Annotated in this window: 23 protein-coding genes; 10 read left to right on the top strand and 13 right to left on the bottom strand. The window is 72.1% G+C overall.

Annotated features, from left to right (window positions below; all coding sequences use genetic code 11):
• Nucleotides 1–36: 36 nt before the first annotated feature.
• From ACZCAH_RS02420 to ACZCAH_RS02410, 3 genes are read right to left on the bottom strand one after another with little or no spacing between them, the layout of a single operon-like run.
• The gene (locus ACZCAH_RS02420; RefSeq protein WP_464339549.1) at nt 37–1,170 is read right to left on the bottom strand and encodes a quinone-dependent dihydroorotate dehydrogenase; all 1,134 of its coding nucleotides are present in this window, start codon (nt 1,168–1,170) and stop codon (nt 37–39) included.
• The gene (locus ACZCAH_RS02415; protein ID WP_464339548.1) at nt 1,167–1,652 is read right to left on the bottom strand and encodes a hypothetical protein; all 486 of its coding nucleotides are present in this window, start codon (nt 1,650–1,652) and stop codon (nt 1,167–1,169) included. Before ACZCAH_RS02415 ends, ACZCAH_RS02420 begins: the two co-directional genes overlap by 4 nt.
• Complete coding sequence (locus ACZCAH_RS02410; RefSeq protein ID WP_329746636.1) at nt 1,649–2,011, bottom strand: hypothetical protein; 363 nt, start codon at nt 2,009–2,011, stop codon at nt 1,649–1,651. Before ACZCAH_RS02410 ends, ACZCAH_RS02415 begins: the two co-directional genes overlap by 4 nt.
• 89 nt (nt 2,012–2,100) lie before the next feature.
• Between ACZCAH_RS02410 and ACZCAH_RS02405 the strand changes: the two genes are divergently transcribed.
• From ACZCAH_RS02405 to sucB, 3 genes are all read left to right on the top strand, one after another.
• Nucleotides 2,101–3,570, top strand: a complete 1,470-nt coding sequence (locus ACZCAH_RS02405; protein ID WP_464339547.1) for a leucyl aminopeptidase — start codon at nt 2,101–2,103, stop codon at nt 3,568–3,570.
• A 220-nt stretch (nt 3,571–3,790) separates the two neighbouring features.
• A complete protein-coding gene (gene lpdA, locus ACZCAH_RS02400) occupies nt 3,791–5,194 on the top strand; it encodes a dihydrolipoyl dehydrogenase (RefSeq protein WP_464339546.1) in 1,404 nt (467 codons plus the stop codon).
• Between the two features lie 24 nt (nt 5,195–5,218).
• Nucleotides 5,219–7,072 (top strand): 2-oxoglutarate dehydrogenase, E2 component, dihydrolipoamide succinyltransferase, encoded by a 1,854-nt coding sequence (gene sucB, locus ACZCAH_RS02395; protein WP_464339545.1) that lies wholly within the window; start codon nt 5,219–5,221, stop codon nt 7,070–7,072.
• Between the two features lie 364 nt (nt 7,073–7,436).
• On the opposite strand, the gene ACZCAH_RS02390 is transcribed toward sucB, so the two are convergent.
• Nucleotides 7,437–8,996 carry a hypothetical protein gene (locus ACZCAH_RS02390; protein ID WP_464339544.1) on the bottom strand — a complete coding sequence of 520 codons (1,560 nt, stop codon included), beginning with the start codon at nt 8,994–8,996 and terminating at the stop codon, nt 7,437–7,439.
• 85 nt (nt 8,997–9,081) lie between these two features.
• Here ACZCAH_RS02390 and lipB point away from each other — a divergent pair, with 85 nt between their 5' ends.
• The 3 genes from lipB (at nt 9,082) to ACZCAH_RS02375 (ending at nt 11,634) form a co-directional block, all read left to right on the top strand.
• Nucleotides 9,082–9,798 (top strand): lipoyl(octanoyl) transferase LipB, encoded by a 717-nt coding sequence (lipB, locus tag ACZCAH_RS02385; protein ID WP_464339543.1) that lies wholly within the window; start codon nt 9,082–9,084, stop codon nt 9,796–9,798.
• Nucleotides 9,799–9,861: 63 nt separating this feature from the next.
• Complete coding sequence (lipA, locus tag ACZCAH_RS02380) at nt 9,862–10,884, top strand: lipoyl synthase (RefSeq protein ID WP_464339542.1); 1,023 nt, start codon at nt 9,862–9,864, stop codon at nt 10,882–10,884.
• A 30-nt stretch (nt 10,885–10,914) separates the two neighbouring features.
• A complete protein-coding gene (locus ACZCAH_RS02375) occupies nt 10,915–11,634 on the top strand; it encodes a DUF4191 domain-containing protein (RefSeq protein ID WP_329746629.1) in 720 nt (239 codons plus the stop codon).
• Between the two features lie 211 nt (nt 11,635–11,845).
• Here the strand turns inward: ACZCAH_RS02375 and ACZCAH_RS02370 are convergent, their stop codons facing one another.
• Nucleotides 11,846–12,001: a hypothetical protein gene (locus ACZCAH_RS02370; protein ID WP_464339541.1), complete on the bottom strand. Its 156-nt coding sequence runs from the start codon at nt 11,999–12,001 to the stop codon at nt 11,846–11,848.
• 193 nt (nt 12,002–12,194) lie between these two features.
• Nucleotides 12,195–12,629, bottom strand: a complete 435-nt coding sequence (locus ACZCAH_RS02365) for an RDD family protein (protein WP_464339540.1) — start codon at nt 12,627–12,629, stop codon at nt 12,195–12,197.
• A 191-nt stretch (nt 12,630–12,820) separates the two neighbouring features.
• Between ACZCAH_RS02365 and glnA the strand changes: the two genes are divergently transcribed.
• Nucleotides 12,821–14,251: a type I glutamate--ammonia ligase gene (gene glnA, locus ACZCAH_RS02360; protein ID WP_329746626.1), complete on the top strand. Its 1,431-nt coding sequence runs from the start codon at nt 12,821–12,823 to the stop codon at nt 14,249–14,251.
• Nucleotides 14,252–14,333: 82 nt separating this feature from the next.
• On the opposite strand, the gene ACZCAH_RS02355 is transcribed toward glnA, so the two are convergent.
• From ACZCAH_RS02355 to ACZCAH_RS02345, 3 genes are all read right to left on the bottom strand, one after another.
• A complete protein-coding gene (locus tag ACZCAH_RS02355) occupies nt 14,334–15,785 on the bottom strand; it encodes a sulfatase family protein (RefSeq protein WP_464339539.1) in 1,452 nt (483 codons plus the stop codon).
• Between the two features lie 154 nt (nt 15,786–15,939).
• Nucleotides 15,940–16,236 carry a hypothetical protein gene (locus ACZCAH_RS02350; RefSeq protein ID WP_464339538.1) on the bottom strand — a complete coding sequence of 99 codons (297 nt, stop codon included), beginning with the start codon at nt 16,234–16,236 and terminating at the stop codon, nt 15,940–15,942.
• Nucleotides 16,237–16,285: 49 nt separating this feature from the next.
• A complete protein-coding gene (locus ACZCAH_RS02345; protein WP_464339537.1) occupies nt 16,286–16,507 on the bottom strand; it encodes a sigma factor in 222 nt (73 codons plus the stop codon).
• A 117-nt stretch (nt 16,508–16,624) separates the two neighbouring features.
• On the opposite strand from ACZCAH_RS02345, the gene ACZCAH_RS02340 reads away from it, so the two are divergent.
• Entirely contained in the window at nt 16,625–17,902 is a 1,278-nt protein-coding gene (locus ACZCAH_RS02340; RefSeq protein ID WP_464339536.1) for an MFS transporter, read from the top strand.
• A gap of 65 nt (nt 17,903–17,967) precedes the next feature.
• On the opposite strand, the gene ACZCAH_RS02335 is transcribed toward ACZCAH_RS02340, so the two are convergent.
• The 4 genes from ACZCAH_RS02335 to ACZCAH_RS02320 are packed head-to-tail and all read right to left on the bottom strand — an operon-like array spanning nt 17,968 to nt 21,467.
• Complete coding sequence (locus ACZCAH_RS02335) at nt 17,968–18,153, bottom strand: hypothetical protein (protein ID WP_464339535.1); 186 nt, start codon at nt 18,151–18,153, stop codon at nt 17,968–17,970.
• 55 nt (nt 18,154–18,208) lie between these two features.
• The gene (locus ACZCAH_RS02330; RefSeq protein WP_464339534.1) at nt 18,209–19,873 is read right to left on the bottom strand and encodes an ABC transporter permease; all 1,665 of its coding nucleotides are present in this window, start codon (nt 19,871–19,873) and stop codon (nt 18,209–18,211) included.
• The gene (locus tag ACZCAH_RS02325) at nt 19,870–20,832 is read right to left on the bottom strand and encodes an ABC transporter ATP-binding protein (protein WP_464339533.1); all 963 of its coding nucleotides are present in this window, start codon (nt 20,830–20,832) and stop codon (nt 19,870–19,872) included. The genes ACZCAH_RS02330 and ACZCAH_RS02325 overlap by 4 nt, the downstream gene beginning before the upstream one ends.
• Nucleotides 20,829–21,467: a TetR/AcrR family transcriptional regulator gene (locus tag ACZCAH_RS02320; RefSeq protein WP_464339532.1), complete on the bottom strand. Its 639-nt coding sequence runs from the start codon at nt 21,465–21,467 to the stop codon at nt 20,829–20,831. Before ACZCAH_RS02320 ends, ACZCAH_RS02325 begins: the two co-directional genes overlap by 4 nt.
• 103 nt (nt 21,468–21,570) lie before the next feature.
• Here ACZCAH_RS02320 and ACZCAH_RS02315 point away from each other — a divergent pair, with 103 nt between their 5' ends.
• Nucleotides 21,571–22,869 (top strand): sensor histidine kinase, encoded by a 1,299-nt coding sequence (locus ACZCAH_RS02315; protein WP_464339531.1) that lies wholly within the window; start codon nt 21,571–21,573, stop codon nt 22,867–22,869.
• Nucleotides 22,866–23,489, top strand: a complete 624-nt coding sequence (locus ACZCAH_RS02310; RefSeq protein ID WP_464339530.1) for a response regulator — start codon at nt 22,866–22,868, stop codon at nt 23,487–23,489. Before ACZCAH_RS02315 ends, ACZCAH_RS02310 begins: the two co-directional genes overlap by 4 nt.
• Nucleotides 23,490–23,502 lie beyond the last annotated feature (13 nt).

The following is a 23,502-nucleotide window of genomic DNA, read 5'->3' as shown; positions in this document are numbered from 1 at the left end:
GGCCGACGGCAGGGCGATGCGCCCCGGCCGGGGAGGTCAGCCCCACGGATCCGCGCCGAGCTCGCGGACGATCCTGCCGGCCCAGCCGGGACCGCGGTAGATCAGTGCGGTGTAGCCCTGGACCAGGTCGGCGCCGGCCTCGAGCCGGGCGCGGAGATCGGCCGCGGTGGTGACGCCGCCGCAGCTGATGATCACCGCTTCCTCGGGCAGCTCGCGGCGCAGCAGGCGGAGCATCTCGAGGGAGCGCTCGGCGAGGATCGGGCCGGAGAGCCCGCCGGCACCGATGCTCTGCACCCGGTCCGCGTCGGTGAGCAGGGACTCGGGTCGCGCGATCGTGGTATTCGCGGCGATCACCCCGGCGAGGCCGACCTCGGTCGCGAGGCGGGCGACGGCGAGGACGTCGTCGTCGTGGAGGTCGGGAGCGATCTTGACCAGCACCGGGACCTCGCGGCGCAGGCGTCGGGCGGCGGCCCGCGCCTCCTCGAGGACCGCCTCGAGGATGGGGCGCAGGGCCTCGGTGGTCTGCAGGTCCCGCAGGCCCGGGGTGTTGGGGCTGGAGACGTTGATCGCGAGATAGGTGGCGTACGGCGCGAGCAGACGGGCGGAGAAGCGGTAGTCCTCCGCGGCGTCCTCGAGCGCGGTGACCTTGGACTTGCCGATGTTCACGCCGATGACCGCGCGCTGGCCCCGTTCGGTGCGGCGGGCCGCGGCGAGGTTCCGGGCGAGCTCCTGGGCGCCGTGGTTGTTGAAGCCCATGCGGTTGATCAGGGCCTGGTCGGCCAGGAGCCGGAAGGCACGGGGCGCGGGGTTGCCGGGCTGGGGCTGGGCCGTGACGGTCCCGACCTCCACGTGGCCGAAGCCGAGGTCGAGCAGGGCGAGGGGCACCTCGCCGTTCTTGTCGAAGCCGGCCGCCATCCCCAGCGGGGAGCGGTGCTCGGCACCGAGCACGGTGCGGGCGGGCCGACGGTCGCGGAGCGGGTGCGGGGTGCCGAAGACGGCGCGGAGCAGGGCCGGACCGCCGGGCACGGCGTGGGCCAGACGGAGCGCGCGCACGGTCAGCCGGTGGGCCTGCTCGGCGTCGAGCCGGGTGAGGACGTGGCGGAAGAGCGCGGCGTAGGCGCCGCGGGGGGCGTCGTCGGTGGAGGGCACGGCCTTACGGTACGTGCTCATCCGGCGGCGATCGGGGTCGCACGTCCCGCCCGGCGGGTCAGGAGCACGTAGACCAGGGCGATCAGCGGCAGCGCGAGCGGCACGAAGCCGTAGCCCTGCCCGTAGTGGGTCCAGACCGTCGCATCGGCGAACAGTCCCGGCAGGGCGTAGGTGAGGGTGCCGATGAGCAGCACGCCGGCCAGCTCGACGAGGCACAGCCCCAGCACGACCGGGGAACGGCGGCCGCCGCGGATCAGCGCGACGGTCACCGCGATGTACGTGAGCGCGGCGGCGAGGGAGAGCAGGTAGGCGAGGGGTGCGCGGTCGAACTCGCGAAAGATCTGCACCAGGCTGCGCGCCGTCGCCGAGAGGGCGAACAGGGCGTAGACCATGATCAGGACGACCTCGAACCCGCGGGAGGCACGGGTCGGAGCGGCCGCGGGACGCTCCCCGTCGGCCGGGGTCCCGGTCCCGTCCTCGAGCACTGCGTCGTCCTGGGTCATGCGAAGCCTCCCGGCCAGATCTGGTGGAGCCGCAGCAGCAGCACGAGCGAGGTCGCGGCCACCACGGCGATGACGAGGCTGCCCCAGCGGGACCGCTCCCAGAGCGAGACCCAGCCGCCCCCGATCACCATCGCGATCGCGGTCAGGAGGTAGCCGTAGAGGGTGATCGGATCCTCGGGGGTGCCGCCGGCCAGGTCCCGCACCAGCAGGGCGGCCCCGAGCACGATCCACAGCAGAGCGGTGAGGGCGCAGGCTCCGAGCAGGACCAGGTCGGTGCGGAGATCGCGGACCGCGTAATAGAGACCCAGCAGGGCGGTGAGGCCGCCGACGACGCTCACCACGATGCTCAACGCCGCCATGGGTGCCGTCCGTCCTCTCGGGCGCCGACCTCGCGTCGGGCGCTGTGACCGCCCGGTACGGGATGCCCGAGCGCCCCTACGATAGATCCATGCCCACACTGACTGCTGCGAACACCGCCCTGACCGACGTCGACGTCGACGTCCTGATCCTCCCGCTGGTCCCCGGCTCCGACGGCGCCCCGTCGACCGTGCCCGGCGCCGCCGACATCTCCTCGGCCATCGCGAGCCTCGACCCCTCCGCGGCGCGCGGGGACGTGCACCGCATCCCCTCCTACACCTTCGCCTCCGCGGGCTCGCTGCTCCTCGTCGGGCTCGGCGAGGCCGATCTCGCGGAGCTCTCCGCGGAGGACCTCCGCCTCGCGTACGGCGCCGCCGCCCGCTCGTTGGTCGGCGTCGAGCGCGCCGCGGTCGCCCTGCCCGGAGGGTCCCCCGAGCAGCTCGCCGCCGCCCTCGAGGGCGCCGCCCTCGGCGCCTACACGTTCACCGCCTTCAAGTCGGGCACCGAGGGGTCCGCCCCGGACGGCGCCCTGGCCGAGATCGTCCTGCTCGCCGATGACACCGCCGCGGCGGAGTCCGCGATCGCCCGTGCCGAGGTCCTCGCCGACATCGTCACGGTCACCCGGGACCTGGTGAACACCCCACCGAACCTGCTCTACCCGGCGGAGTTCGCCCGCCGCGCCGAGGAGCTCGCCGCGGGCCTCCCCCTCGAGGTCACCGTGCTCGACGAGCAGCAGCTGGCCGAGGGCGGCTATGGCGGCATCGTCGGCGTCGGCCAGGGCTCGGCCCGCCCGCCGCGGCTCGTGCGCCTCGCCTACTCCCCCGAGGGCGCTACCGCCTCGGTCGCCCTGGTCGGCAAGGGCATCACCTTCGACACAGGCGGCATCTCGCTGAAGCCCGGCGCGGGGATGGACGAGATGACCTCGGACATGACCGGGGCCGCGACGGTGCTCGCTGCGACCCTGGGCGCGGCCCGCCTGGGCCTGCCCGTCACCGTGACCACCTATCTCGCCCTCGCCGAGAACATGCCCGGCGGCGGCGCCCAGCGCCCCGGCGACGTGGTCACCATGCGCAACGGCACGACCGTCGAGGTGCTCAACACCGACGCCGAGGGCCGCATGGTCATGGCCGACGCGCTCGTGGACGCCGTCGCCGACGAGCCGGACCTGGTGATGGACGTCGCGACCCTCACCGGTGCCGCGATGGTGGCCCTCGGCAAGCGCACCGCGGCCGTCATGGGCACCGACGCCGGCCGCGAGAGCGTGCTGAGCGCCGCGGAGACCGCCGGCGAGCCGTTCTGGCCCCTGCCTTTCCCCGCGGAGCTGCGCGCCGACCTGACCGGTCGCGTCGCGGACCTGCGCAACATCGGGGAGCGCTGGGGCGGCGCCCTGTCGGCAGGGATCTTCCTGTCCGAGTTCGTGGGCGAGACCGAGTGGGCGCACCTGGACATCGCCGGTCCGGCCTTCGCCTCCGCGCCGCTGGGATACATGGGCAAGGGCGCTACGGGTATGAGCGTCCGCACCGTGCTGCAGGTCCTCGAGGACCGCGCCTCCGCGCGCTGAGCCCGATCCCGGCTCCGTCGGATGCCGACGGAGCCGGGCGGACCGGACCGGGGTCCACCGGTCAGCCGGTGTGATCCGCTCCTCGTCACGAGGCCGAGAGTCCACGTCAGCGGGCCGACGGGCGCCGCCCCGTGCCCTAGCATGGGTCATGCAGGCGGCGCCGTCGGCCATCCGGGTGGATGCGCGCCGGGTAGACACCCATACACCGAGGAGCACACAGGTGGCGGATACAACCACTGACCAGTACGACGTCGTGATCCTGGGCGGTGGCAGCGGCGGCTATGCGGCTGCGCTGCGCGGAGCCCAGCTCGGCCAGAAGATCGCGCTCGTGGAGAAGGACAAGCTCGGTGGCACCTGCCTGCACCGCGGTTGCGTTCCCACCAAGGCGCTCCTCCACGTCGGCGAGGTCGCCGACGCCCCCTCCGAGGGCAAGGAGCTCGGTCTCGACATCTCCCTGAACAGCATCGACGTCACGAAGATGCTGGACTTCAAGGACAAGATCATCGGCCGCCTGTACAAGGGTCTGCAGGGCCTGGTGAAGTCCCGCAAGGTCGAGTACGTCGAGGGCTTCGGCCGCCTCACCGGCAAGAACACCGTCGAGGTCGAGACCGCCCAGGGCACGCGCACCCTGACCGGCAAGAACATCATCCTGGCCTCCGGCTCCTTCTCGAAGTCGATCCCCGGCATCGACCTCGGCGGCCGCTTCCTCGACTCCGAGACCGCGCTGCAGCTCCCCGAGATCCCGAAGAACCCGATCATCCTCGGCGGCGGCGTCATCGGCGTCGAGTTCGCCTCGATGTGGAAGTCCCTGGGCGCCGAGTCCGTGACGATCATCGAGGGTCTCCCCCACCTGGTCGCCAACGAGGACGAGTCGCTCTCCAAGGCGCTCGAACGCGCGTACAAGAAGCGCGGCATCGCCTTCTCCCTCGGCGTCTTCACCGAGAAGGCCGAGCAGGATGAGAACGGCGTGAAGGTCACCCTCGCGAACGGCAAGGTCTACGAGGGCGACTACCTGCTCGTGGCCGTCGGCCGCGGCCCGAACACCCAGGGCCTCGGCTACGAGGAGCAGGGCATCGAGATGGATCGCGGCTTCGTGCTCGCGAACAAGGAGACCCTCGAGACCAACGTGCCCGGCATCTACGCCGTCGGCGACATCGTCCCCGGCCTGCAGCTCGCGCACCGCGGCTTCGCCCAGGGCATCTTCGTCGCCGAGCGCATCGCCGGCGAGAACCCCGCGCCGATCGTCGAGTCCGGGATCGCCCGCATCACCTACTGCGAGCCGCAGCTCGGCTCCGTCGGCCTCACCGAGAAGCAGGCCAAGGAGCAGTACGGCGAGGACGGCGTCGAGTCCTACGAGTACAACCTGGGCGGCAACGGCAAGTCCCAGATCCTCGGCACCACGGGCTTCATCAAGCTGGTCCGCGAGAAGGGCGGCGCCATCGTCGGCGTCCACATGATCGGCTCGCGCATGTCCGAGCTCATGGGCGAGGCCCAGCTCATCGTCAACTGGGAGGCCTACCCGGAGGACGTCGCGTCCCTCGTCCACGCCCACCCGACGCAGCACGAGGCCATGGGCGAGGCCGCGCTGGCCCTCGCCGGCAAGCCGCTGCACGCCCACGCCTGAGACCACCCCCCGAGGAGAACCACCATGTCCGAAACCGTGAAGATGCCGGCCCTCGGCGAGTCCGTCACCGAGGGCACCGTCACCCGCTGGCTCAAGTCCGTCGGCGACACCGTCGAGGTCGACGAGCCGCTGCTCGAGGTCTCGACCGACAAGGTCGACACCGAGATCCCCTCGCCCGTCGCGGGCACCATCGAGCAGATCCTGGTCCAGGAGGACGAGGACGCCGAGGTCGGCGCCGACCTGGTCGTGATCGGCGACGGCTCCGGCTCCGCCGCGTCCGACGCCGGTGACTCCGGTGCCGCCGCCGAGGAGCCTGCCGCCGACGAGCCCGCCGCCGAGCAGCCTGCCGCTGAGGAGTCCGCTCCCGCCGGTGAGGATCTCGCCTCCGACGAGACCGCCGCTCCCTCGACCGAGACCCCCGTCGCCGAGGAGAAGCCCGCCGCCGAGGAGGCACCGGCCGCCGGTGGCTCCGGCGAGGGCCAGGAGGTGACGATGCCCGCGCTCGGCGAGTCCGTCACCGAGGGCACCGTCACCCGCTGGCTCAAGGCCGTCGGCGACACCGTCGAGGTCGACGAGCCCCTGCTCGAGGTCTCGACCGACAAGGTCGACACCGAGATCCCCTCCCCGGTCGCGGGCACCCTGCTCTCGATCGCGGTGCAGGAGGACGAGGACGCCGAGGTCGGCGCCGTGCTCGCCGTCATCGGCGATGCCGCCGGCGCCTCGGCTCCGGCGGAGCCCGCCGCCCCGGCCCCGGCCGAGGAGAAGGCTGCTCCGGCGCCCGCTCCCGAGGAGAAGGCCGCTGCCGAGGAGAAGCCGGCCGCTGCGGAGGAGAAGTCCACCGCCGCTCCCGAGCCGGCCCCGGCTGCTGAGGCTGCTCCGGCTCCGGCTGCCGCTCCCGCGGCTCCCGCCCCGAAGGCCGACGAGGCCGTCTCGGGTGCCGAGTCCTCCGGCTATGTGACCCCGCTGGTGCGGAAGATGGCGGCCGAGGCCGGCGTCGACCTGTCCTCCGTCGCCGGCACCGGCCTCGGCGGTCGCATCCGCAAGCAGGACGTGCAGAAGGCGATCGAGGAGCAGAAGGCTGCGGCCTCCGCTCCCGCCGCCGCTGCCGCTCCGGCCGCGGACTCCGCACCGAAGGCTGCTCCGGCGGTGAACGTCTCCTCCAAGCGCGGCACCGAGGAGAAGATGCCCCGCATTCGCAAGGTCATCGGCCAGCGGATGATGGAGTCGCTGCAGGGCATGGCCCAGCTGACCACCGCGGTCGAGGTCGACCTGACCCGCGTGGCGAAGCTCCGCGCCCGGGCGAAGGACGACTTCGCCGCCCGTGAGGGTGCGAAGCTGACCTTCCTGCCGTTCCTGATGATGGCCGCGATCGAGGGTCTGAAGACCTACCCGCAGCTGAACTCCACCATCGATGGCGACAAGATCGTCTACCACGGCGCGGAGAACATCGGCATGGCGGCGGACACCGAGCGCGGTCTCGTGGTCCCGGTCATCAAGAACGCCGGCGACCTGAACCTGGCGGGCCTCGCGCGTCAGATCGGTGATCTCGGCGGCCGCGCCAAGTCGAACAAGCTCGTCCCCGACGACCTGGCCGGGGCGACCTTCACCATCACCAACACCGGCTCGGGCGGTGCCCTCTGGGACACCCCGATCGTGCCCGCCCCGCAGGTGGGCATCCTCGGCACCGGCACCATCACCAAGCGTCCGGTGGTGGTGCAGAACGCCGAGGGCGATGACACCATCGCGATCCGCTCGATGATGTACCTCTTCCTCTCCTATGACCACCGCATGGTCGACGGCGGCGACGCCGCCCGCTTCCTCACCTTCATGAAGAAGCGGCTCGAGGAGGGCGCGTTCGAGGGCGAGCTCGGTCTCTGACCTTCCCTCCCGGCTCCGCCCGACCCGGTCGGGCCCGACCGCTCGACGGTTCGACACGATCCCCGCAGCACCCTCTTCCAGGGAGTTGCGGGGATCGTGTCGTCAACAGCGTCGGACCGGGACGATCTTTGCTGGAACTCCGTGCCCTGCGTGACCTCAACCGCTCTGGAGCGTCGAGGCCACGCCGCACGCGGAGTTCCAGCAGGGGAGCGCGGGAAGAGGAGGGGGGCTTCAGCAGGGAAGGGCGGGAAGAGGAGGGGGCTTCAGCAGGGAAGGGAGGGAAGACGAGGCAGCTTCGGCAGGTATCGCCGGCGCCGGCCCGGCAGACGGGCCCGGGCGCAGCGCTGCCGCCGGGACGACGGGGTCAGGCGACGGGCTCGCGCACCTCTGTGATCAGCCACTGGCGCCCGTCCCAGGTGAGATCGAGGATCACGGTGCCGGGCGCGGTCGCGGGCACCTCCGTGGCCTCACCCGCCGCGTCGGTGATGGTCGCGGCCTCGGTCGAGGTCTCCAGTCGGAGCGCGGCGGTGCCGGCGTCGAGATCGATCTCTAGCAGTTCCGCGTCCTGCACGACCGGTCCGCCGCCGCGGACGGTCGCACCCTCGTACGCCGCGCGCACGGCGTCGTCCTCCGCGCGGGCGGCGCTTCCGGCGGCGGTGGGTGCCTGGTCCGAGGCGCTGGTGAGATAGGCGTGACGGGAGCCGGCGAGCTCAGCGCCGAGCGACCACGGGTCCTCGATCGGGACCGCTGCGGTCCCGGCCCCGGAGTCCGGCCCTGCCCCGGTTCCCTCCGTCCCCGACTCCCCCGTCGTCTCGCCGGTCCCGACCTCGCTCGCCGACCCCTCCCCGCGAGGCCTGTCGGAGAGCAGCCAGCCGCCGGTGCCGAGGACGAGACCGGCCGCGAGCACGCTCGCCCCGCTGAGCAGCGCAATACGGCGGGTGCCGGGATCGACGATGAGGCGGTGCACGGATCGCACCAGGTGGGCGACCGGTGTGCTTCGAGCGCCCCGGGTGCTCTGGGTGCCCCTGGTGCCCCACCGGGTGGTCCAGTTGCTCCGTGAGCTCCGAGGGGAGTCGACCTCCGCCGCCCGCGGGGCAGGGCGGGGCCCGGCCCGGTGCTCGGCCTGCCCCTCCGCCCCTGCCAGTCGGTCGCCGTGCTCGATCTCCTCGGCGGCGACCCCCGCCCACTGCCGGACCGGCTCAGTCGTCCCAGCAGGCCCGTCCCCGACCGCCACGGGCCCCTGTTGCACCGCTCGATGGTCGTCGATGCGGCGGCGCAGGGTGCGATCGCGGTCCAAAAGGGTCGCGTCGATCCAGTGCCGATCGGCGAGCTGATCCAGAGCGTCATCACCACGACGCAGGCCGCGCAGGTCGAGGAGCACGACGGTCCCGTCGGCCCGGAGCCCTAGCGCCGAGGCCCCGCGGGCACCGAGCAACCAGCCCCGCGCATGGAGCGCCCCCACGAGCGCCTCGAGGTCCTCGCGCACCGCCCCGAGGGCGAGCCGTTCGGCCGTCGGCGGAGTGCCGTCGTGGTCGGCGCGGCGGCCGCCCCGCCGCGCCAGCTCCGGGGCGGATTCGCGCAGGTAGGCGTCGTCCTCGAGGGCCAGCACCGTTGGGGCCGCGCGCAGGGCGTCGACCTCGAGGGCGGCGAGCAGCTGTGCCTGGTCCCGCACCGCCCGTCGGCCCTCCCCGCTGAGAGCTCGCACCCGCACCACGCCCTCGCGCCCCTGCAGCGCAACCTGCTCGACCACCACGTCCCCGTCGGCGTGGAGGATCCGCGGCCGCTCGACCGCGTTCGTCTCCGACCGCGCATGTCGCCCGGCCGACGGTCGCGTTCGGTCCCCGTCGGCCGACCAGCCGCTCCCGCGCGGGCCGGACAGCGACGGCGCTCCGGCCGCGAAACGATCCTCGTCGTAGTCGTGCATGGCGACCAGTGAAGCCCACCACGCCCCCTCCCCCGTCGGTCATCCACAATGCGCAGGTGAGGGACCGCGGGAGTACTCTGGGCGGATGCTCGATGTGATCCGTCTCGGCTTCAGCGAACCCCTCCCCGGCGGGGACCGCCACGAGGAGTTCGGCCTGCCGGAGGGGCCGGTCGACTACCGCGCCGCCTGGGATCTGCAGCGCCGGCTCCATGCCGAGGTCGTCGCCGGGGAGCGGCCGGACACCCTGCTGCTGCTCGAGCACCAGCCCGTGTACACGGCGGGCAAGCTCACCGCCGACCACGAGCGCCCGCGCGACGGCGCCGAGGTGGTCGACATCGACCGCGGGGGGAAGATCACCTGGCACGGGCCCCAGCAGCTCGTCGGCTACCCGCTCGTGAAGCTGCCCGTGCCGATCGACGTGGTCGGCTTCGTCCGCGATCTCGAGCGGACGATCATGGGCGTGTGCGGGCAGCTGGGCGTGGACACGATCCCCGTCGAGGGGCGCAGCGGCGTGTGGGTGCGCGGCACCGAGGGCGCCGAGGGCGAGCTGGCCGAGGATCGCAAAGTGTGCGCGATCGGGCTGCGGGTCTCGAAGCGCGCGACCATGCACGGCTTCGCCCTGAACTGCGACAACGACCTCTCGTGGGCCCGCAACGTGATCCCCTGCGGGATCGACGACGCCGGGGTCACCACGCTGACTCGCGAGGCGGGCCGCCGCGTCGCCGTCGCGGACGTGGTGGATCTCGCCGCGGAGGCGCTGACCGATCTCGTGGCGCACCGCACCTCGCCGCGGGTGGCCTGACCGACGCCTGCCGCGCGCGGATCGATAGACTGCCAGGACCGTCAAACGTATGGAGGCATCACGGTGACACTCGCTCCCGAGGGCCGACGCCTGCTGCGCGTCGAGGCACGCAACGCGGAGGTGCCGATCGAGCGCAAGCCCGACTGGATCAAGACCCGCGCGGTGATGGGTCCGGAGTACAGCGCGATGAAGAAGCGGGTGCACGGCCAGGGCCTGCACACGGTCTGCGAGGAAGCGGGCTGTCCGAACATCTTCGAGTGCTGGGAGGACCGCGAGGCGACCTTCCTCATCGGCGGGGACACCTGCACCCGCCGCTGCGACTTCTGCGACATCGCCACCGGCAAGCCGATGGCCGTGGACCCGATGGAACCCTTCAAGGTCGCGAAGTCCGTGCAGGAGATGGGACTGCGCTACTCGACCATCACGGGCGTGGCCCGCGATGACCTGCCCGACGGCGCGGCCGGTCTGTTCGCCCGCACCTGCGAGCAGATCCACGCCATGAACCCCGGAACCGGCGTCGAGCTGCTGATCGACGACATCAAGGGCAACGGCGAGGCGCTGCAGCAGGTCTTCGATGCGAAGCCCGAGGTGTTCGCGCACAACCTCGAGACGGTGCCGCGGATCTTCAAGCAGATCCGTCCCGCCTTCCGCTACGAGCGCTCCCTCGACGTCATCTCGCTGGGCAAGTCCGCCAGGATGATCACCAAGTCGAACCTGATCCTCGGCATGGGCGAGACCACCGACGAGATCCTCGACTCGCTACAGCGGCTGCGCGACGCCGGATGCGACATCATCACCATCACGCAGTACCTGCGCCCCTCCAAGCTCCACCATCCGATCGACCGCTGGGTCAAGCCCGAGGAGTTCCTCGATCTGTCCCATGCGGCCGAGGAGATGGGCTTCCTCGCGGTGATGGCCGGACCGATGGTCCGCTCCTCGTACCGCGCGGGCAAGCTGTGGGCGCAGTCCATGAAGAAGCTGGGGCGGGAGATCCCTGAGAACCTCCGCCACCTCGATCAGGACCAGCCCGCCCGTCAGGAGGCTGCGAGCGTCGTCGCCCGTCGCTCCCCGGCCGCCGCGAGCTGAGTCCGCACCCCCGGAAGGACCCCCACCCCCATGGCCCGCAAGAGCGAGTCCGAGAAGTCCGCGCCGAAGAAGCCCGGCCGCCTCAAGCAGATGCTCGAGGTGTACAGGTACACCCAGGAGGTGGACCGCACCACGCTGCCGCTGATGCTGGCGGCGATGCTCGGCGCGATCGTCGTCGGCGTCCTCGTGTCCTGGCTGGTGCTGAACAGCCCCTGGTACGGCATCTTCCTGGGCATCGCCGTGGGCCTGCTCGGCGCGATGCTAATCCTCGCCCGGAAGGCGGAGCGCGCCGCGTTCAGCCGCATCAAGGGCCAGCCCGGTGCGGCGCTCGCCGCCATGCAGTCGATCCGTCGCGGCTGGAACGTGACGGAGGAGCCGGTGCAGATCGATCCCCGCAGCCAGAAGATGCTCTTCCGCGCGTCGGGTCGGGCCGGCATCGCGATCGTCGCCGAGGACTCCTCCTCGACCTCGATGAAGCTGCTCGAGAAGGAGCGTCGCTCGATCCGCCGCGTGCTCCAGCACGAGGGCGTCCCGGTGCACCAGATCGTGGTGGGCGACGGCGAGGGCGAGGTGCCCCTGCACAAACTCCCCGGCTACATGACCCGCATGAAGCGCGAGCTCACCAAGGACGAGGCCTCGCAGGTCACCAAGCGCCTCTCGGCGCTGCAGCGCTCGATCCGCCAGCAGGTGCCCAAGGGCGTGGACCCGATGCGCGCCCGCCCCAACCGCAAGGCGATGCGCGGCCGCTGATCCGCCCTGCCCCCGCGCCCCAGCGCTCCAGACGCCCCCGTCCGGCTGCGGCCGACGGGGGCGTCGTGCTGTCCCGGGAGTCGTCGGTCAGGTCGTCAGGTCCACTGCCGGCTGTTGCCGATGCGCGGCATCTGCCCGTGACGGCGGCACCAGTGCACATAGTGGTCGTCCACGAGCGCCACGTCCGGGTCCACGCGGTCCCTCTGTCGGATCAGCCGCGCCCGTGGATCGCGGCCGCTTCGAGGAATCCGATCGCCACCAGCAGCATCCAGGTGCCCGCCTCGGTCGAGCTCATCCGACCGAGGTCGACGAGCCGCCTCCCGAGCACGGAATGCGGGTCGGGGCTCGGCGAGGGACGCTCGATCACGCCGCCCGACCTCGCGTCCCGGCGTCTCGTGATCCGACCGTTGCCGCCGTGACCTTTTCGTAACCAAACTTTCTTTGCCCAGGTCACAAGGGAAATCGGCCCGCAACGGTCTGCTCGACCGGCGAACAGCGTGCAGGCGCGTTTCCCGCGTCCCGGGGCGCCCGCAGCCCTCGTCCGCTCCTGTACGGACTCGTCAGACGCGGATCACCGCGGTGCCCGCGGCGGCGTCATGGAGGGGCTGCGCATCCCGGTTCCACACCACCGCCGGGAGCAGCAGGAGCATCAGCCCGGTACGGATCAGCGCGCGCAGGATCATCGGGCTGCGACCGCGCACCGGGAGGGTTCGCATCCGCAGCGCGTACTGCCCCGGAGTCGCCCCGAAAAGCGTCAGGAACAGCACGTTCACCGCTGCGAAGAGGACCAGGTTGGCGAGCGCGTCGTAGTCGAAGGCGACGGTCGAGACCCCCACGGCGAGAGCCCAGTCGATCACCAGCGCGAGGGGCCGGCGCCAGAACGGGGCGACGGATCCGTGGCCCGTCGGCGGCAGTCGCAGGGACGAGCCCTTGACGTATCCGGGGTCGCCTGGGGCGCCCTCCATCCAGGAGCCGAGGTCCTTGCGTTCGATCACGGAGGGAGCCTATCCGGGGGTCCTGGGCGAGGACGCGCTTCGGGAAGGCGGGACCGACGGCGCATAAGCTTGCTCCCACCGAGTCCGGCCCGCAGCGCGTGCCGGCCTCGGAGCAGGAGATCGCCCGTGCGGCACGACGAGCCCCGGGCAGGACCAGAACGGCGCGCCGCCCCGGCGCGGATGGAGGAGATGTGTTCAACAATCCCAGCGAGGTCGTCAAGTACATCGAAGAGGAGGGCGTCGAGTTCATCGACATCCGCTTCTGCGACCTTCCCGGCGTCATGCAGCACTTCAACGTGCCGGCGAGCAGCTTCAACGAGGAGGCCATCGCCACCGGTCAGCTCTTCGACGGCTCCTCGATCCGCGGCTTCCAGGCCATCCACGAGTCGGACATGAAGCTCGTGCCGGACCTCGAGACCGCCTACCTCGATCCCTTCCGCGAGCGGAAGACCCTGATCGTCAACTTCTCGATCGTGGATCCGTTCACCGACGAGCCCTACTCCCGCGACCCGCGCACCGTCGCCGCGAAGGCCGAGGAGTACCTGAAGTCGACCGGCATCGCCGACACCGCCTTCTTCGCCGCCGAGGCCGAGTTCTACATCTTCGACGACGTCCGCTTCAAGACCTCCGTCAACTCGGGCTTCTACTCGATCGACTCCGACGAGGCCGTGTGGAACACCGACCGCGACGAGTCCGAATTCGGCGGCAACCAGGGCTACAAGACCCGTCTCAAGGGCGGCTACTTCCCCGTCCCGCCGAACGATCAGATGGCGGACCTGCGCGATGAGATCTGCGCGGTGCTCAGCGAGGTCGGCCTGGAGGTCGAGCGCGCCCACCACGAGGTCGGCACCGCCGGTCAGCAGGAGATCAACTACCGCTTCAACACGCTGCAGCAGGCGGCGGACGACGTCATGAAGTTCAAGTACGTCGTGAAGAACACCGTGTGGGACGCCGGCAAGACCGCGACCTTCATGCCCAAGCCCCTCTTCGGCGACAACGGCTCGGGCATGCACACCCACCAGTCGCTGTGGAAGGACGGCGAGCCGCTGTTCTTCGACGAGCGCGGCTACGGCGGTCTCTCCGACATCGCCCGCTGGTACATCGGCGGCATCATCGCCCACTCCCCCGCGCTGACCGCCTTCACCAACCCCACGGTGAACTCGTTCAAGCGTCTGGTGCCGGGCTTCGAGGCCCCCGTGAACATGGTCTACTCGGCCCGCAACCGCTCCGCCGCGATCCGCATCCCGGTCACCGGTTCCTCCCCGAAGGCCAAGCGCATCGAGTTCCGCGCCCCGGACCCGTCGGCGAATCCGTACCTGTCCTTCGCCGCGCAGCTGATGGCCGGCATCGACGGCATCCGCAACCGGATCGAGCCGCCGGAGCCGATCGACAAAGACCTCTACGAGCTGCCCCCGGAGGAGCACGCGCAGATCCAGCAGCTGCCCGACTCCCTCGGCGCCGCCCTGGACGCCCTCGAGGCCGACCACGACTTCCTCACCGAGGGCGACGTGTTCCCCGAGGACCTCATCTCGACCTGGATCGAGCTGAAGCGCACCACGGAGATCGATCCGTTCCGCTTCCGCCCGCACCCCCACGAGTTCGAGCTCTACTACGACATCTGAGCCCTCCGGCCCGATGCAGCAACAGCCCGCCGCACCCCCTCCTCGGGGTGCGGCGGGCCGCTCGTCGTGCGGGCTGCGGGGATCACCGCACGGTCGGCCACTCCAGGCGAGGCGTGTCCGGGCCCTCGTACGGGGCATCGCCGTACTCGGTCTGCAGCGCGGCGGTGAGCTCCTGCATCCTCGCGAGCTGCGCGGCGTAGGCCGGGTCGGCGGCGACGTTGGTCATCTCGCGGGGATCGGCCACGAGGTCGTACAGCTCGTCCTCGATCGGCATGATCCGGTTCGAGGACCCTGGGCTGCCCAGCCCGTCGTTGTAGTAGCGGATGTACTTCAGCTCCGGGGTGCGCACGCCGTAGTGCGCCGGGGCATGGTGCTCCGGGTCGTCATGCTCCCAGTAGCGATAGTAGACGGCCTGACGCCAGTCCTCGACCTGCTCCCCGCCCAGCTGGCGCAGGAAGCTGCGGCCCTGCTGATCGGGCAGTGCCGACGCCACGTCCACCCCCGCCGCCTCGAGCAGGGTCGCGGCGATGTCGATATTCGAGAGCGTGTCGGTGACGCGGGTCCCCGCGGGGATCCGCGCCGGCCAGCGCAGCAGCATCGGCATGGTCAGCGACTCGTCGAGCATCAGGCGCTTGTCGAACCAGCCGTGGTCTCCCAGGAAGAAGCCCTGGTCAGAGGTGTAGATGACCAGGGTGTTATCGGCGATCCCGTCGGCCTCGAGGCGGTCGAGGATCTGCCCCACCGAGTCGTCCACCGCCTGCACACAGCGGAGGTAGTCGCGCATGTACCGCTGGTACTTCCAGGCGGCGCGCTCGCGACGGCGCTCCTCCCCCTCGAGCTCGGCGGGCATCTGGTCCTTCACGTCCCGAGGGCGGAGGTCGTCCAGCTTCATCCGCACCTCGCGCACCACCTGGGCGCGACCCTCGTGCGGATCGTCCATCGTCTCCGGCTCCGGGATCGTGCCGGCCTCGTACATCCCCTCGTAACGGGGGTGCGGGTCCCACGGCCGATGCGGGGCCTTGTGGTGGACCAGCAGGCAGAACGGGCGCTCCGGGTCGCGCTCCTCCAGGAAGCGCAGGCTGTGCTCGGTGACCACGTCTGTCGCGTAGCCGGGCTGCACCGCCTCCCCGTCGGGCCCCGTCATCTCCGCGTACCAGTAGTGTCCCTGGTCCGGGTAGATCAGCCAGTCATCGAAGCCCCTCGGCCGGGACTGCTTCGAGCGGCCGAGGTGCCACTTCCCGTAGAGCGCTGTCTGATAGCCGGCCTCCTGGATCACCTCCGGGAAGGTCGGCACCCGGTAGTCGAACTCGGAGTAGATGGAGCAGGCGCGGTTCACGTGACTGTAGGTGCCGGTGAGGATCGAGGCGCGCGACGGCGTGCAGATCGAGTTGGTGCAGTAGAGAGCGCCCGTGATCGCGCCCTCCGCGGCGAGGCGGTCCATGTGCGGGGTCGTGTTGACCCGGCTGCCGTAGGCGGAGATCGAGTGCGCGGCGTGGTCGTCGGACAGGATGAACACGATGTTCGGACGGGTCATGCGGAATCCTCCGAGGACGGGGAGCGGGAGCGACGGTGACCCCCTCGAGCCCACCATTCTCCCCGCGGGCGATCGTGACCGCGGTCACCCAGGACATGGGGGTGTCGCCGTGACACGGGGGCGCCGCCTCACGGGCGCGCCCCCGGGGAGTGCCTCACCGGTGCTGGGAGCGGAGCCACTCCTCGAAGGTCATATGCCCGGTGAGGGCACCGGCGGATCCCCGGAGCGATCCCGAGGTGAGCCCGCGACCGTAGGCGCCGGGGAAGCGCAGTTCCACGATCCGCCGACGCACCCCGGTCGCCGCGTAGAGCCGCCGGACCATCTCCCCCAGCGTCTCCTCCCGGGGTCCGACGAGGTCCGCTGCACGGCCTACGGGGCCTGTCTCGGCGACGCCCACCAGGTGCGAGCCGACGTCCTCGGCCGACACCGGCCGGGTCGGCATGCGCGGCACGAGGGTCAGCGGACCGACGCTCGCGCGAGCGGCGACCTGCCCGGCGAACTCATGGAACTGGCTCGCGCGAGCGATCGTGTGCCGTTCGCTCCGCAGCGGAGAGCCGATACCAGCGGAGGTAGGTCTCCTGGACGACGTCCTCGGCCTCCGCGATCGTCCCGGTCATCCGGAAGGCGAGCGCGAGGAGCCGACGCCGCTCCGCATGGACGTCGGTCTCACCCGCGGGCCTGCTCGCCGCCTCCCCGTGCTCCATGGGTTCATCGTCCGACATGCGCGCTCCGCTGTCTCACCCCCTCCTCACCTCCTCTCTCCCGGGACCGGTCGTCGCTCTCGTCTCACACCGGCTCCGCGGCTTGACCAGGCCCGTCAGCCTCCGGATCCTGGATCGGTGAATGCCCCCTCTCCCGCCGCCCGCTTCCCCCTGGGCCGTCTGCTGCTCCTGATGGGCGCCGCCTTCGCGGCCAACACCGGGGAGTTCCTGCCGGCCGGGGTGCTGCCGCAGATGGCCGCGGGACTCGGGGTGAGCGAGGCGAGGATCGGCCTGCTGGTCTCGACCTTCGCGCTGACCGTCGCGATCTCCGCCCTGCCGCTGACGATCCTCACCTCCCGTATCGGGCAGAAGCGGCTGCTGGTGATCGCGATCTTCGCCGTCGGCCTCGCGAACCTCATCAGCGCCCTCGCCCCCACCTATGGCCTGCTCGCCGGATCGCGCGTGCTGGGCGGGCTCGGGCACGGTCTCTTCTGGTCCACCGCGATGCCCTATGCCGCGAGCCTCGTCCGGCAGGCTCAGGTGGGCCGCGCCGTGTCGGTCGTGAACATGGGCACCTCGCTCGGCTTCATCCTCGGCGTGCCTCTCGGGACCGCGATCGGCCTGGCCCTGCACTGGCGGGCCGCCTTCGGCGCCGCCGGCCTGGTCCTGATCGGTTTCGCCCTCGCGATCGCGGTCCTCCTGCCGGCCGTGCCCCGACCGATCGCCGAGCCGGCCCGCGGCAGTCTCCTGGGGGACCGCGGACTGCATCGGATGCTCGTGCCGTCGCTGATCGTGATCCTCGCGGCGTTGGGTCAGTATTCGCTCTACACGTACATCTCCCCGTGGATCCTCGGGCCCGGCGGCGTGACGGTCGGCGCGCTGAGCACGCTGCTGTTCGTCTTCGGTCTCGCCTCCGCGGCGGGCCTGGTGCTGGTGGGGGTCGTCGCCGACCGGGGCCTCACCATGATCCTCACCCTCGTGCTCGGCGCGACCGCGCTCGCGGTGGTCGCGATGGCGCTGCTGGCCGGCATCGTGCCGACGGCCGTCCTCGTTGCCCTCTGGGGCATCGCCTTCGCGGGCTTCCCCACGCTCGTGCAGTCCGCGGCGCTGCGGGTGGCGACGCCGCGCGCCCACGGTCTCGCCGGCGCGATCATCGCCGTCGCCTTCAACCTGGCGATCTCCGGCGGCGCTTTCGTGGGCGGGCAGGTGCTCGAGCTGCAGGGACCCGCTGCCCTGCCCTGTGCCCAGCTCGCCTTCACCGTCGCCGCGGTGCTGGTCACGCTGCTCGTGCTGCCGCGGGTGCTGCGGGAGGCCGATCGAGAGCATGCCCGCGCCGCTCGGTCCCGCGCGGAGTCGGAGCCGGCAGCAGCGTCAGAGTCGGCACCGGAGCGGGGCACCGCCGACTGCACCGGCTGACGCCCCCCGGGCGGACGCTCCGTGCCGAGGGGCAGGACCGGCGGCGCGCTGGTTCCCGCCCGTCCTCAGCTCTCGTGATCGTGCATGAACAGTCGCAGCTCCTGCGGGCAGCGACAGGCCACCGCGATCTTCCACGCCCAGTCCTCGGCCTCGGCGCGGGTCGGCACGTCGATCACCGTGTACCCGCCCTCGAGGCAGCGGGTCTGCTCGGAGGTGTCCTCCGTGATCGAACCGTCGGCGTGCACCCGCACGGGCGGGACGTCCTCCGTCGGCCCTCCCCCGTCACGCGCCTCCCCCGGGTGGGGCTCAGCCCGCCACGAGGTCGCGTCGGCGGAGTGCCAGCAGCCCGGCCGCCCCCAGCAGGACCGCGACCCCCAGCAGCGCCGCCGCGGGTCCCGCCTCCCACTCAGCATCGGGCACGAGCGGCACGTGGAACAGCGGGTTCAGCCCGCGCACGACGTCCGGGAGGTCCAGGAGCGTGCCCAGCATGGTGTCGAGCGCGCACCAGCCGACCAGCAGCCAGGCGAGTCCCGCGAGGCGCAGGCGCCGCCCGTACAGCAGCAGGGCGACGCTCGCGGCGAGGGCGATCGCCGGGAGGTACGCGAGGGAGGCGAGCACCAGGTCGCCCACCCAGTGCGTCTCGGACGTCGCGGTCCACACGCCGAGGCCCAGGCCGAGGCCGAGCAGCATCTGCAGCAGCGCGCTCCCCGCGAGCACCACGGCGACCCAGCCGCCGACGACCGCGGTCCGCGAGGTCCCCGAGAGCAGCAGCGCCGCGAGCCGGCCCTCCCGTTCCTCGGCGCCGAGGCGGAGGATCCCCCAGACCGCGAGGGCCAGGGGTCCGATGGCGAGCATCATCAGCAGATAGGCGGAGAAGGACGTGGTGAGGTCGTCGAGGTCGAGCGGTGCGTAGGTGCTCAGGTCGGGCATGTCCGCGGCGAGATCCTCGAGGGAGGAGGCGAGGCTGCCGACGGCGACGGCGAAGACGAACAGTCCGATTCCCCAAGCGATAAGGCTCCGGCCGAGCAGCCATGGCACGAGGCCGCCCGGGGCCAGCAGCAGCGCGGGGGCCGTCGCCCGCCCGGAGCGCGCGGCGAGCAGACCGGCGCCCAGGTCGCGGCGTCGTCCGAGCACCGCCGCGACGGCTCCCAGGAGCAGGGTGAGGCCGAGGCAGAGCAGCAGCGGCCACCAGCGCAGGTCGACGTAGACGCGGGTCTGCTGCGCCCAGGCGAGCGGTGAGAGCCAGGACAGCCACGATCCCTGCGGGTCCAGCACGTCACCCACCCCGCGGACCAGGAAGGCGAGGGCGAGCACGCCCAGCGACGCCCCGGAGGCGGTTCCCGCGTGCTCGGTCACCTGCGCGATCACGGCCGCGACCGCGGCGAAGACGAGCGTTGTGAGTCCGACCGCGGCGCCGACGGCGAGGGAGTCGGGTACCGCCCCTCCCGCGGCGATCAGTCCGCCGGCGGTCGCCGTCCCGACCAGCAGTGCCGCCAGCAGCACCACGGCGAAGGCGGCCAGCGCCGGGACGGAGCGGCCGACGGGCAGCGAGCGCAGCAGCTCGAGCCGACCCGCCTCCTCCTCCCCGCGGGTGAGGGAGACGGTGAGCAGCACGCCGAGGATCGCGGCGGGCAGCAGCACATACAGCAGCAGCTCGTTGGCGACCATCGCCCACAGCGTGTACTGGTCCTGCGCGAACGCCGGCCCGGTCATGATCACGGCGGAGGGATTGCCGAGCAGCGCAGCGCGGGCGTCGAGCGCGGCCTGGTCGGGATAGGCCTCCTGGATCGCGATGACCGAGGAGGGGACCAGCACCGCGACGGCAAGCGTCCACCAGATCAGGCGCCGACGGGCGAGCCGCAGGGTGACCCGCAGCAGGGTGCCGAGGCCGCTCGCCGGGGAGGCAGGCGGCATCTCACGGAGGTGCGGGCGGTCGCTCGGGGCGACGGGATCCGCCGGGTGCGCGGTCATGAGCGGGCTCCCGCGGCGGCCGCTCCTGCGGCGGAGGCGCCCGCGGTGGAGGTGGAGAGGTCCTCGCCGTAGTGGCGCAGGAAGAGGTCCTCGAGGGAGGGCGGGGTGATCGTGAGGCTTCGCGCATCGAGTGTGGTGAGCACCGGCAGGACGTCGTGGACCGCGGTGTCGTCGACGTCGAAGCGCACCCGTCCCGCCTCGGCGACGAGGTCGTGGACGCCGCGCAGGTCCCGCAGGGGCTGGGGGTCTCCGTCGAGGACGACGGAGACGGTGGAGCGGGTGAGGTGGCGCAGTTCGGCGAGCGTGCCGCTCTCCACGTCCGTCCCCGAGCGGATGATCGTGACTCGGTCGCAGAGCTTCTCCACCTCGGCGAGGATGTGGCTGGAGAGCAGCACGGTGCGGCCGGCGGCGCGCAGAGCGCTCACCTCGTCGGTGAAGATCGCCTCCATCAGCGGGTCCAGGCCCGAGGTCGGCTCGTCCATGACGTAGAGGTCCACGTCGCGGCTCAGCGCGGCGATCAGGGAGACCTTCTGCCGGTTGCCCTTGGAGTAGGTGCGGCAGCGCTTCGTGGGATCCAGCTCGAAGCGTTCGATGAGTTCCTCGCGTCGGGCGCGGGAGGCTGCGGAGCGTTCGGAGCGGGTGAGCACGTCGATCGCCTCGCCGCCGGTCAGGCTTGGCCAGAGGCTCGTGTCTCCGGGGACGTAGGCCAGGCGGCGGTGGATCTGCACGGCCCGGTCCCAGGGGTCCATGCCCAGCACGCGCACTCGGCCAGACGTCGCGCGCAGCAGTCCCAGCACGATGCGGATGGTGGTGGACTTCCCGGCGCCGTTGGGCCCGAGGAAGCCGGTGACCTCGCCGACGGGGACCTCGAGGGAGAAGCCGTCGAGGGCGGTGGAGGAGCCGAAGGTCTTGGTCAGGTCGTGGATGCTGATCGCGCTGTCGGGCGTGGTGGTGATCATCGGGGGCCTCCTTCGGGGGGCTGATCGGCCAGGACGGCCTCGAGCAGGGTGGCGTCGGTGAGCAGAGGCTGGGTGTACAGCTCGAGCACGGGCAGCAGGATTTTCGCGGTGTAGTCGCGCATCCAGCGCGGCAGGTCCTCGAGCTCGAGCGGGTCGGCGTCGCCGGGGAGCTGCAGCACCAGGGCTCCGAGGGCCATCTCGGTGAGCACCTGGGCGCGGGCCCTCGGATCACGGCTCGGGGAGATGGTGCCCGTCTCCTCCCCCGCGGCGAGATAGGCCGCGGCGTCGTCCACGAAGTCGCCCACCAGCTGCTGGGCGAGCGGACCGCCGGCCTGCAGGCGGCGGAGCACGTAGCCGACGACGGGGGCGTACTCCTCGACCTGGGCGAGCTGGGTCAGCAATGCCGCGGAGTCCCCGGTGACCACCTTCGTCTTCTCGCGGCGCGCGATCTCGAGGGCGTGGGCGTCGCACGCGGCCAGAAGGGCGTCGCGGGTGCCGAAGTGGTGGATGATCAGCCCCGCGCTGACACCGGCGTCCTCGGCGACGCGGCGCAGCGGGGCACGAAGGCCCTCCACCGCGAAACGCGCCAGCGCGGCGCGGAGGATGTGCTCGTCGGTCCGACCTCGGTCGCTCATCTGCCCCTCCTCGCGCCTCGCCACCAGGCTATACACGTGTTCAATCGGAGCACAAGGGAATCCCGGAACAGATGTTCAATGGCGGGGCGATACAGTCGCCGCCATGACGACCGGCACGCCGACTCCACCCGTGGACCATGCCGCGGACCTCACGGCCGTGCCCTTCGCCGCCGCCCTGCGCTGGGCGGTGCACGCACTCGTCTACCTGCTGGTGCTGGTCGTCGCCGCGATCACCCTCGCCCCGCCCGCGAGCGGTGCCGACCTCGGCCTCCTCGGGCTGCTCGCCGTGTTCACGACCGTCTACTCCCTCGGGGCGCGACGCGCCCTGCGGCACTCCCCCGGTCCCGACGGCAGCTGGTGGGCGCTGGGCTATCTGCTCGCCTCGATCGCGGTGTGGGCGGTCGGCTTCCTGCTCTCCCCGAATGCGGTATGGATCGCCTTCGGCCTCGACTTCGCGGTGCTCTACGCCCTGCCGATCCTCGGCGGGGTGCTCGCCCTCGCGCTGGTGACCGCCCTCGCCGTCGCCGGGTTCACGGCCTGGTCCGCGGATCCCGGCCTCGGCGAGCTGATCGGCCCGGTGATCGGCGCCGGTGTCGCGCTCGCGGTCGTGCTTACCGTGCGCGCGCTGCAGCACGAGGTGGATCGGCGCACGCGCCTGGCCCGTCAACTCGCCGAGGCCCGCGACACCATCGCGGAGCAGACCCGCGCAGCCGCCACCGCCGCCGAGCGCGACCGCATCGCCTCCGAGCTGCACGACACCGTCGCCCAGTCCGTTCAGTCCATCCACCTCCTGCTCGACGCCGCCGAGAGGGCCCTGGCCCGCGAGGATCTCGTCGAGACCCGGCGCCTGGTGCAGGAGGCGCGCACCACGGCCGCCCGCACCGGCGGCCAGACCCGTCGCTTCGTCGACGCGGGGGACGCCGACTCCCCCGTCGGCGCCGAGCTCGCCGCACACCTGCGCGTCCTCCTCGACGAGGCCGGCGCCGTCGGCGGGCTCGCGACCCGGCTGCGCCTGGATCTGGAGGTGGCGGAGCTCGACGCCCTGCCCCGTAGCAGCTCCCGGGCCCTGCTGCGCCTGGTCGAATCCTTGCTCGCCAACGCCGTGCAGCACGCCGACGCCCGACGGATCGGCGTGAGCATCGCCCGCGACGGGGGCCTGCTGATCCTCGACGTGGTCGACGACGGGCGCGGCTTCGACCCGCAGGCCGCAGCCGGCTTCGGCCTCCGCTCCGCCCGGGCCCGGGCCGCCTCCGTGGGCGGGTCGCTGGTGATCGAGTCAGCTCCCGGGGAGGGCACGGCGGTGCAGGTGATCCTGCCCGCCGCGCCGCTCACCGACCGGGAGCCCGGACCGGATCACCCGCTCTCGGAGGCGTCCCTGCCCGCGCCCGAGGAGACCCGATGATCCGCATCCTGCTGTCCGACGACCACGCGATCGTGCGCCGCGGCCTGCTCGCCGTGCTCGCCGCCGAGGAGGACCTCGAGGTGGTCGCCGAGGCTGCGACCGCCGCGGAGGCACTGCTGCTCGCCCGATCGGTCCACCCGGACGTGGTACTGCTGGATCTCTCCTACGGGGCCGGCAGCGTGCGCGGCACGGAGATCATCGCCGAGCTCGTCGCCCTCGACCCGCCGCCCGCGGTGCTGGTGCTGACCACCTACGACAACGACCAGGACGTCACCGCCGCGATGGACGCCGGGGCGAGGGGGTACCTGCTCAAGGACTCCCCCGCCGAGGAGCTGGTGGCGGCGGTTCGGAGCGCCCGCACGGAGGGCTCCGCCCTGGACCCGCGGATCTCCCGCCGGCTGCAGCGCCGCGACGGCGGGCACTCCCTCTCCTCACGCGAGATCGAGGTGCTCGCACTGGTCGCCGCGGGGCGCACCAACGCCGCCATCGCGAGCGAGCTCTTCCTCTCCCAGGCGACGGTGAAGACCCACCTCGTACACATCTTCGACAAGCTGGGCGTCACCAGCCGCACCGAGGCGGTCGCCCGGGCCCGGGCCGAGGGGATGCTGCGGCCCGAATGAGCCGGGGCGGGGA

The sequence above is a fragment of the Brachybacterium sp. B718/18 genome (assembly GCF_055454375.1).
The sequence above is the reverse complement of the archived record's forward strand: the minus strand, read 5'-3'. Positions and strand labels throughout refer to the sequence as shown.

Coding starts and splice junctions, on each gene's coding strand:
- ACZCAH_RS02420 (WP_464339549.1), bottom strand. CDS start 1,170: ATGAGCACGTACCGTAAGGCCGTGCCCTCCACCGACGACGCCCCCCGC.
- lipB (WP_464339543.1), top strand. CDS start 9,082: ATGCTCGATGTGATCCGTCTCGGCTTCAGCGAACCCCTCCCCGGCGGG.
- sucB (WP_464339545.1), top strand. CDS start 5,219: ATGTCCGAAACCGTGAAGATGCCGGCCCTCGGCGAGTCCGTCACCGAG.
- ACZCAH_RS02415 (WP_464339548.1), bottom strand. CDS start 1,652: ATGACCCAGGACGACGCAGTGCTCGAGGACGGGACCGGGACCCCGGCC.
- ACZCAH_RS02390 (WP_464339544.1), bottom strand. CDS start 8,996: ATGCACGACTACGACGAGGATCGTTTCGCGGCCGGAGCGCCGTCGCTG.
- ACZCAH_RS02320 (WP_464339532.1), bottom strand. CDS start 21,467: ATGAGCGACCGAGGTCGGACCGACGAGCACATCCTCCGCGCCGCGCTG.
- ACZCAH_RS02405 (WP_464339547.1), top strand. CDS start 2,101: ATGCCCACACTGACTGCTGCGAACACCGCCCTGACCGACGTCGACGTC.
- ACZCAH_RS02330 (WP_464339534.1), bottom strand. CDS start 19,873: ATGACCGCGCACCCGGCGGATCCCGTCGCCCCGAGCGACCGCCCGCAC.
- ACZCAH_RS02410 (WP_329746636.1), bottom strand. CDS start 2,011: ATGGCGGCGTTGAGCATCGTGGTGAGCGTCGTCGGCGGCCTCACCGCC.
- ACZCAH_RS02315 (WP_464339531.1), top strand. CDS start 21,571: ATGACGACCGGCACGCCGACTCCACCCGTGGACCATGCCGCGGACCTC.
- ACZCAH_RS02345 (WP_464339537.1), bottom strand. CDS start 16,507: ATGTCGGACGATGAACCCATGGAGCACGGGGAGGCGGCGAGCAGGCCC.
- ACZCAH_RS02375 (WP_329746629.1), top strand. CDS start 10,915: ATGGCCCGCAAGAGCGAGTCCGAGAAGTCCGCGCCGAAGAAGCCCGGC.
- ACZCAH_RS02310 (WP_464339530.1), top strand. CDS start 22,866: ATGATCCGCATCCTGCTGTCCGACGACCACGCGATCGTGCGCCGCGGC.
- ACZCAH_RS02355 (WP_464339539.1), bottom strand. CDS start 15,785: ATGACCCGTCCGAACATCGTGTTCATCCTGTCCGACGACCACGCCGCG.
- ACZCAH_RS02325 (WP_464339533.1), bottom strand. CDS start 20,832: ATGATCACCACCACGCCCGACAGCGCGATCAGCATCCACGACCTGACC.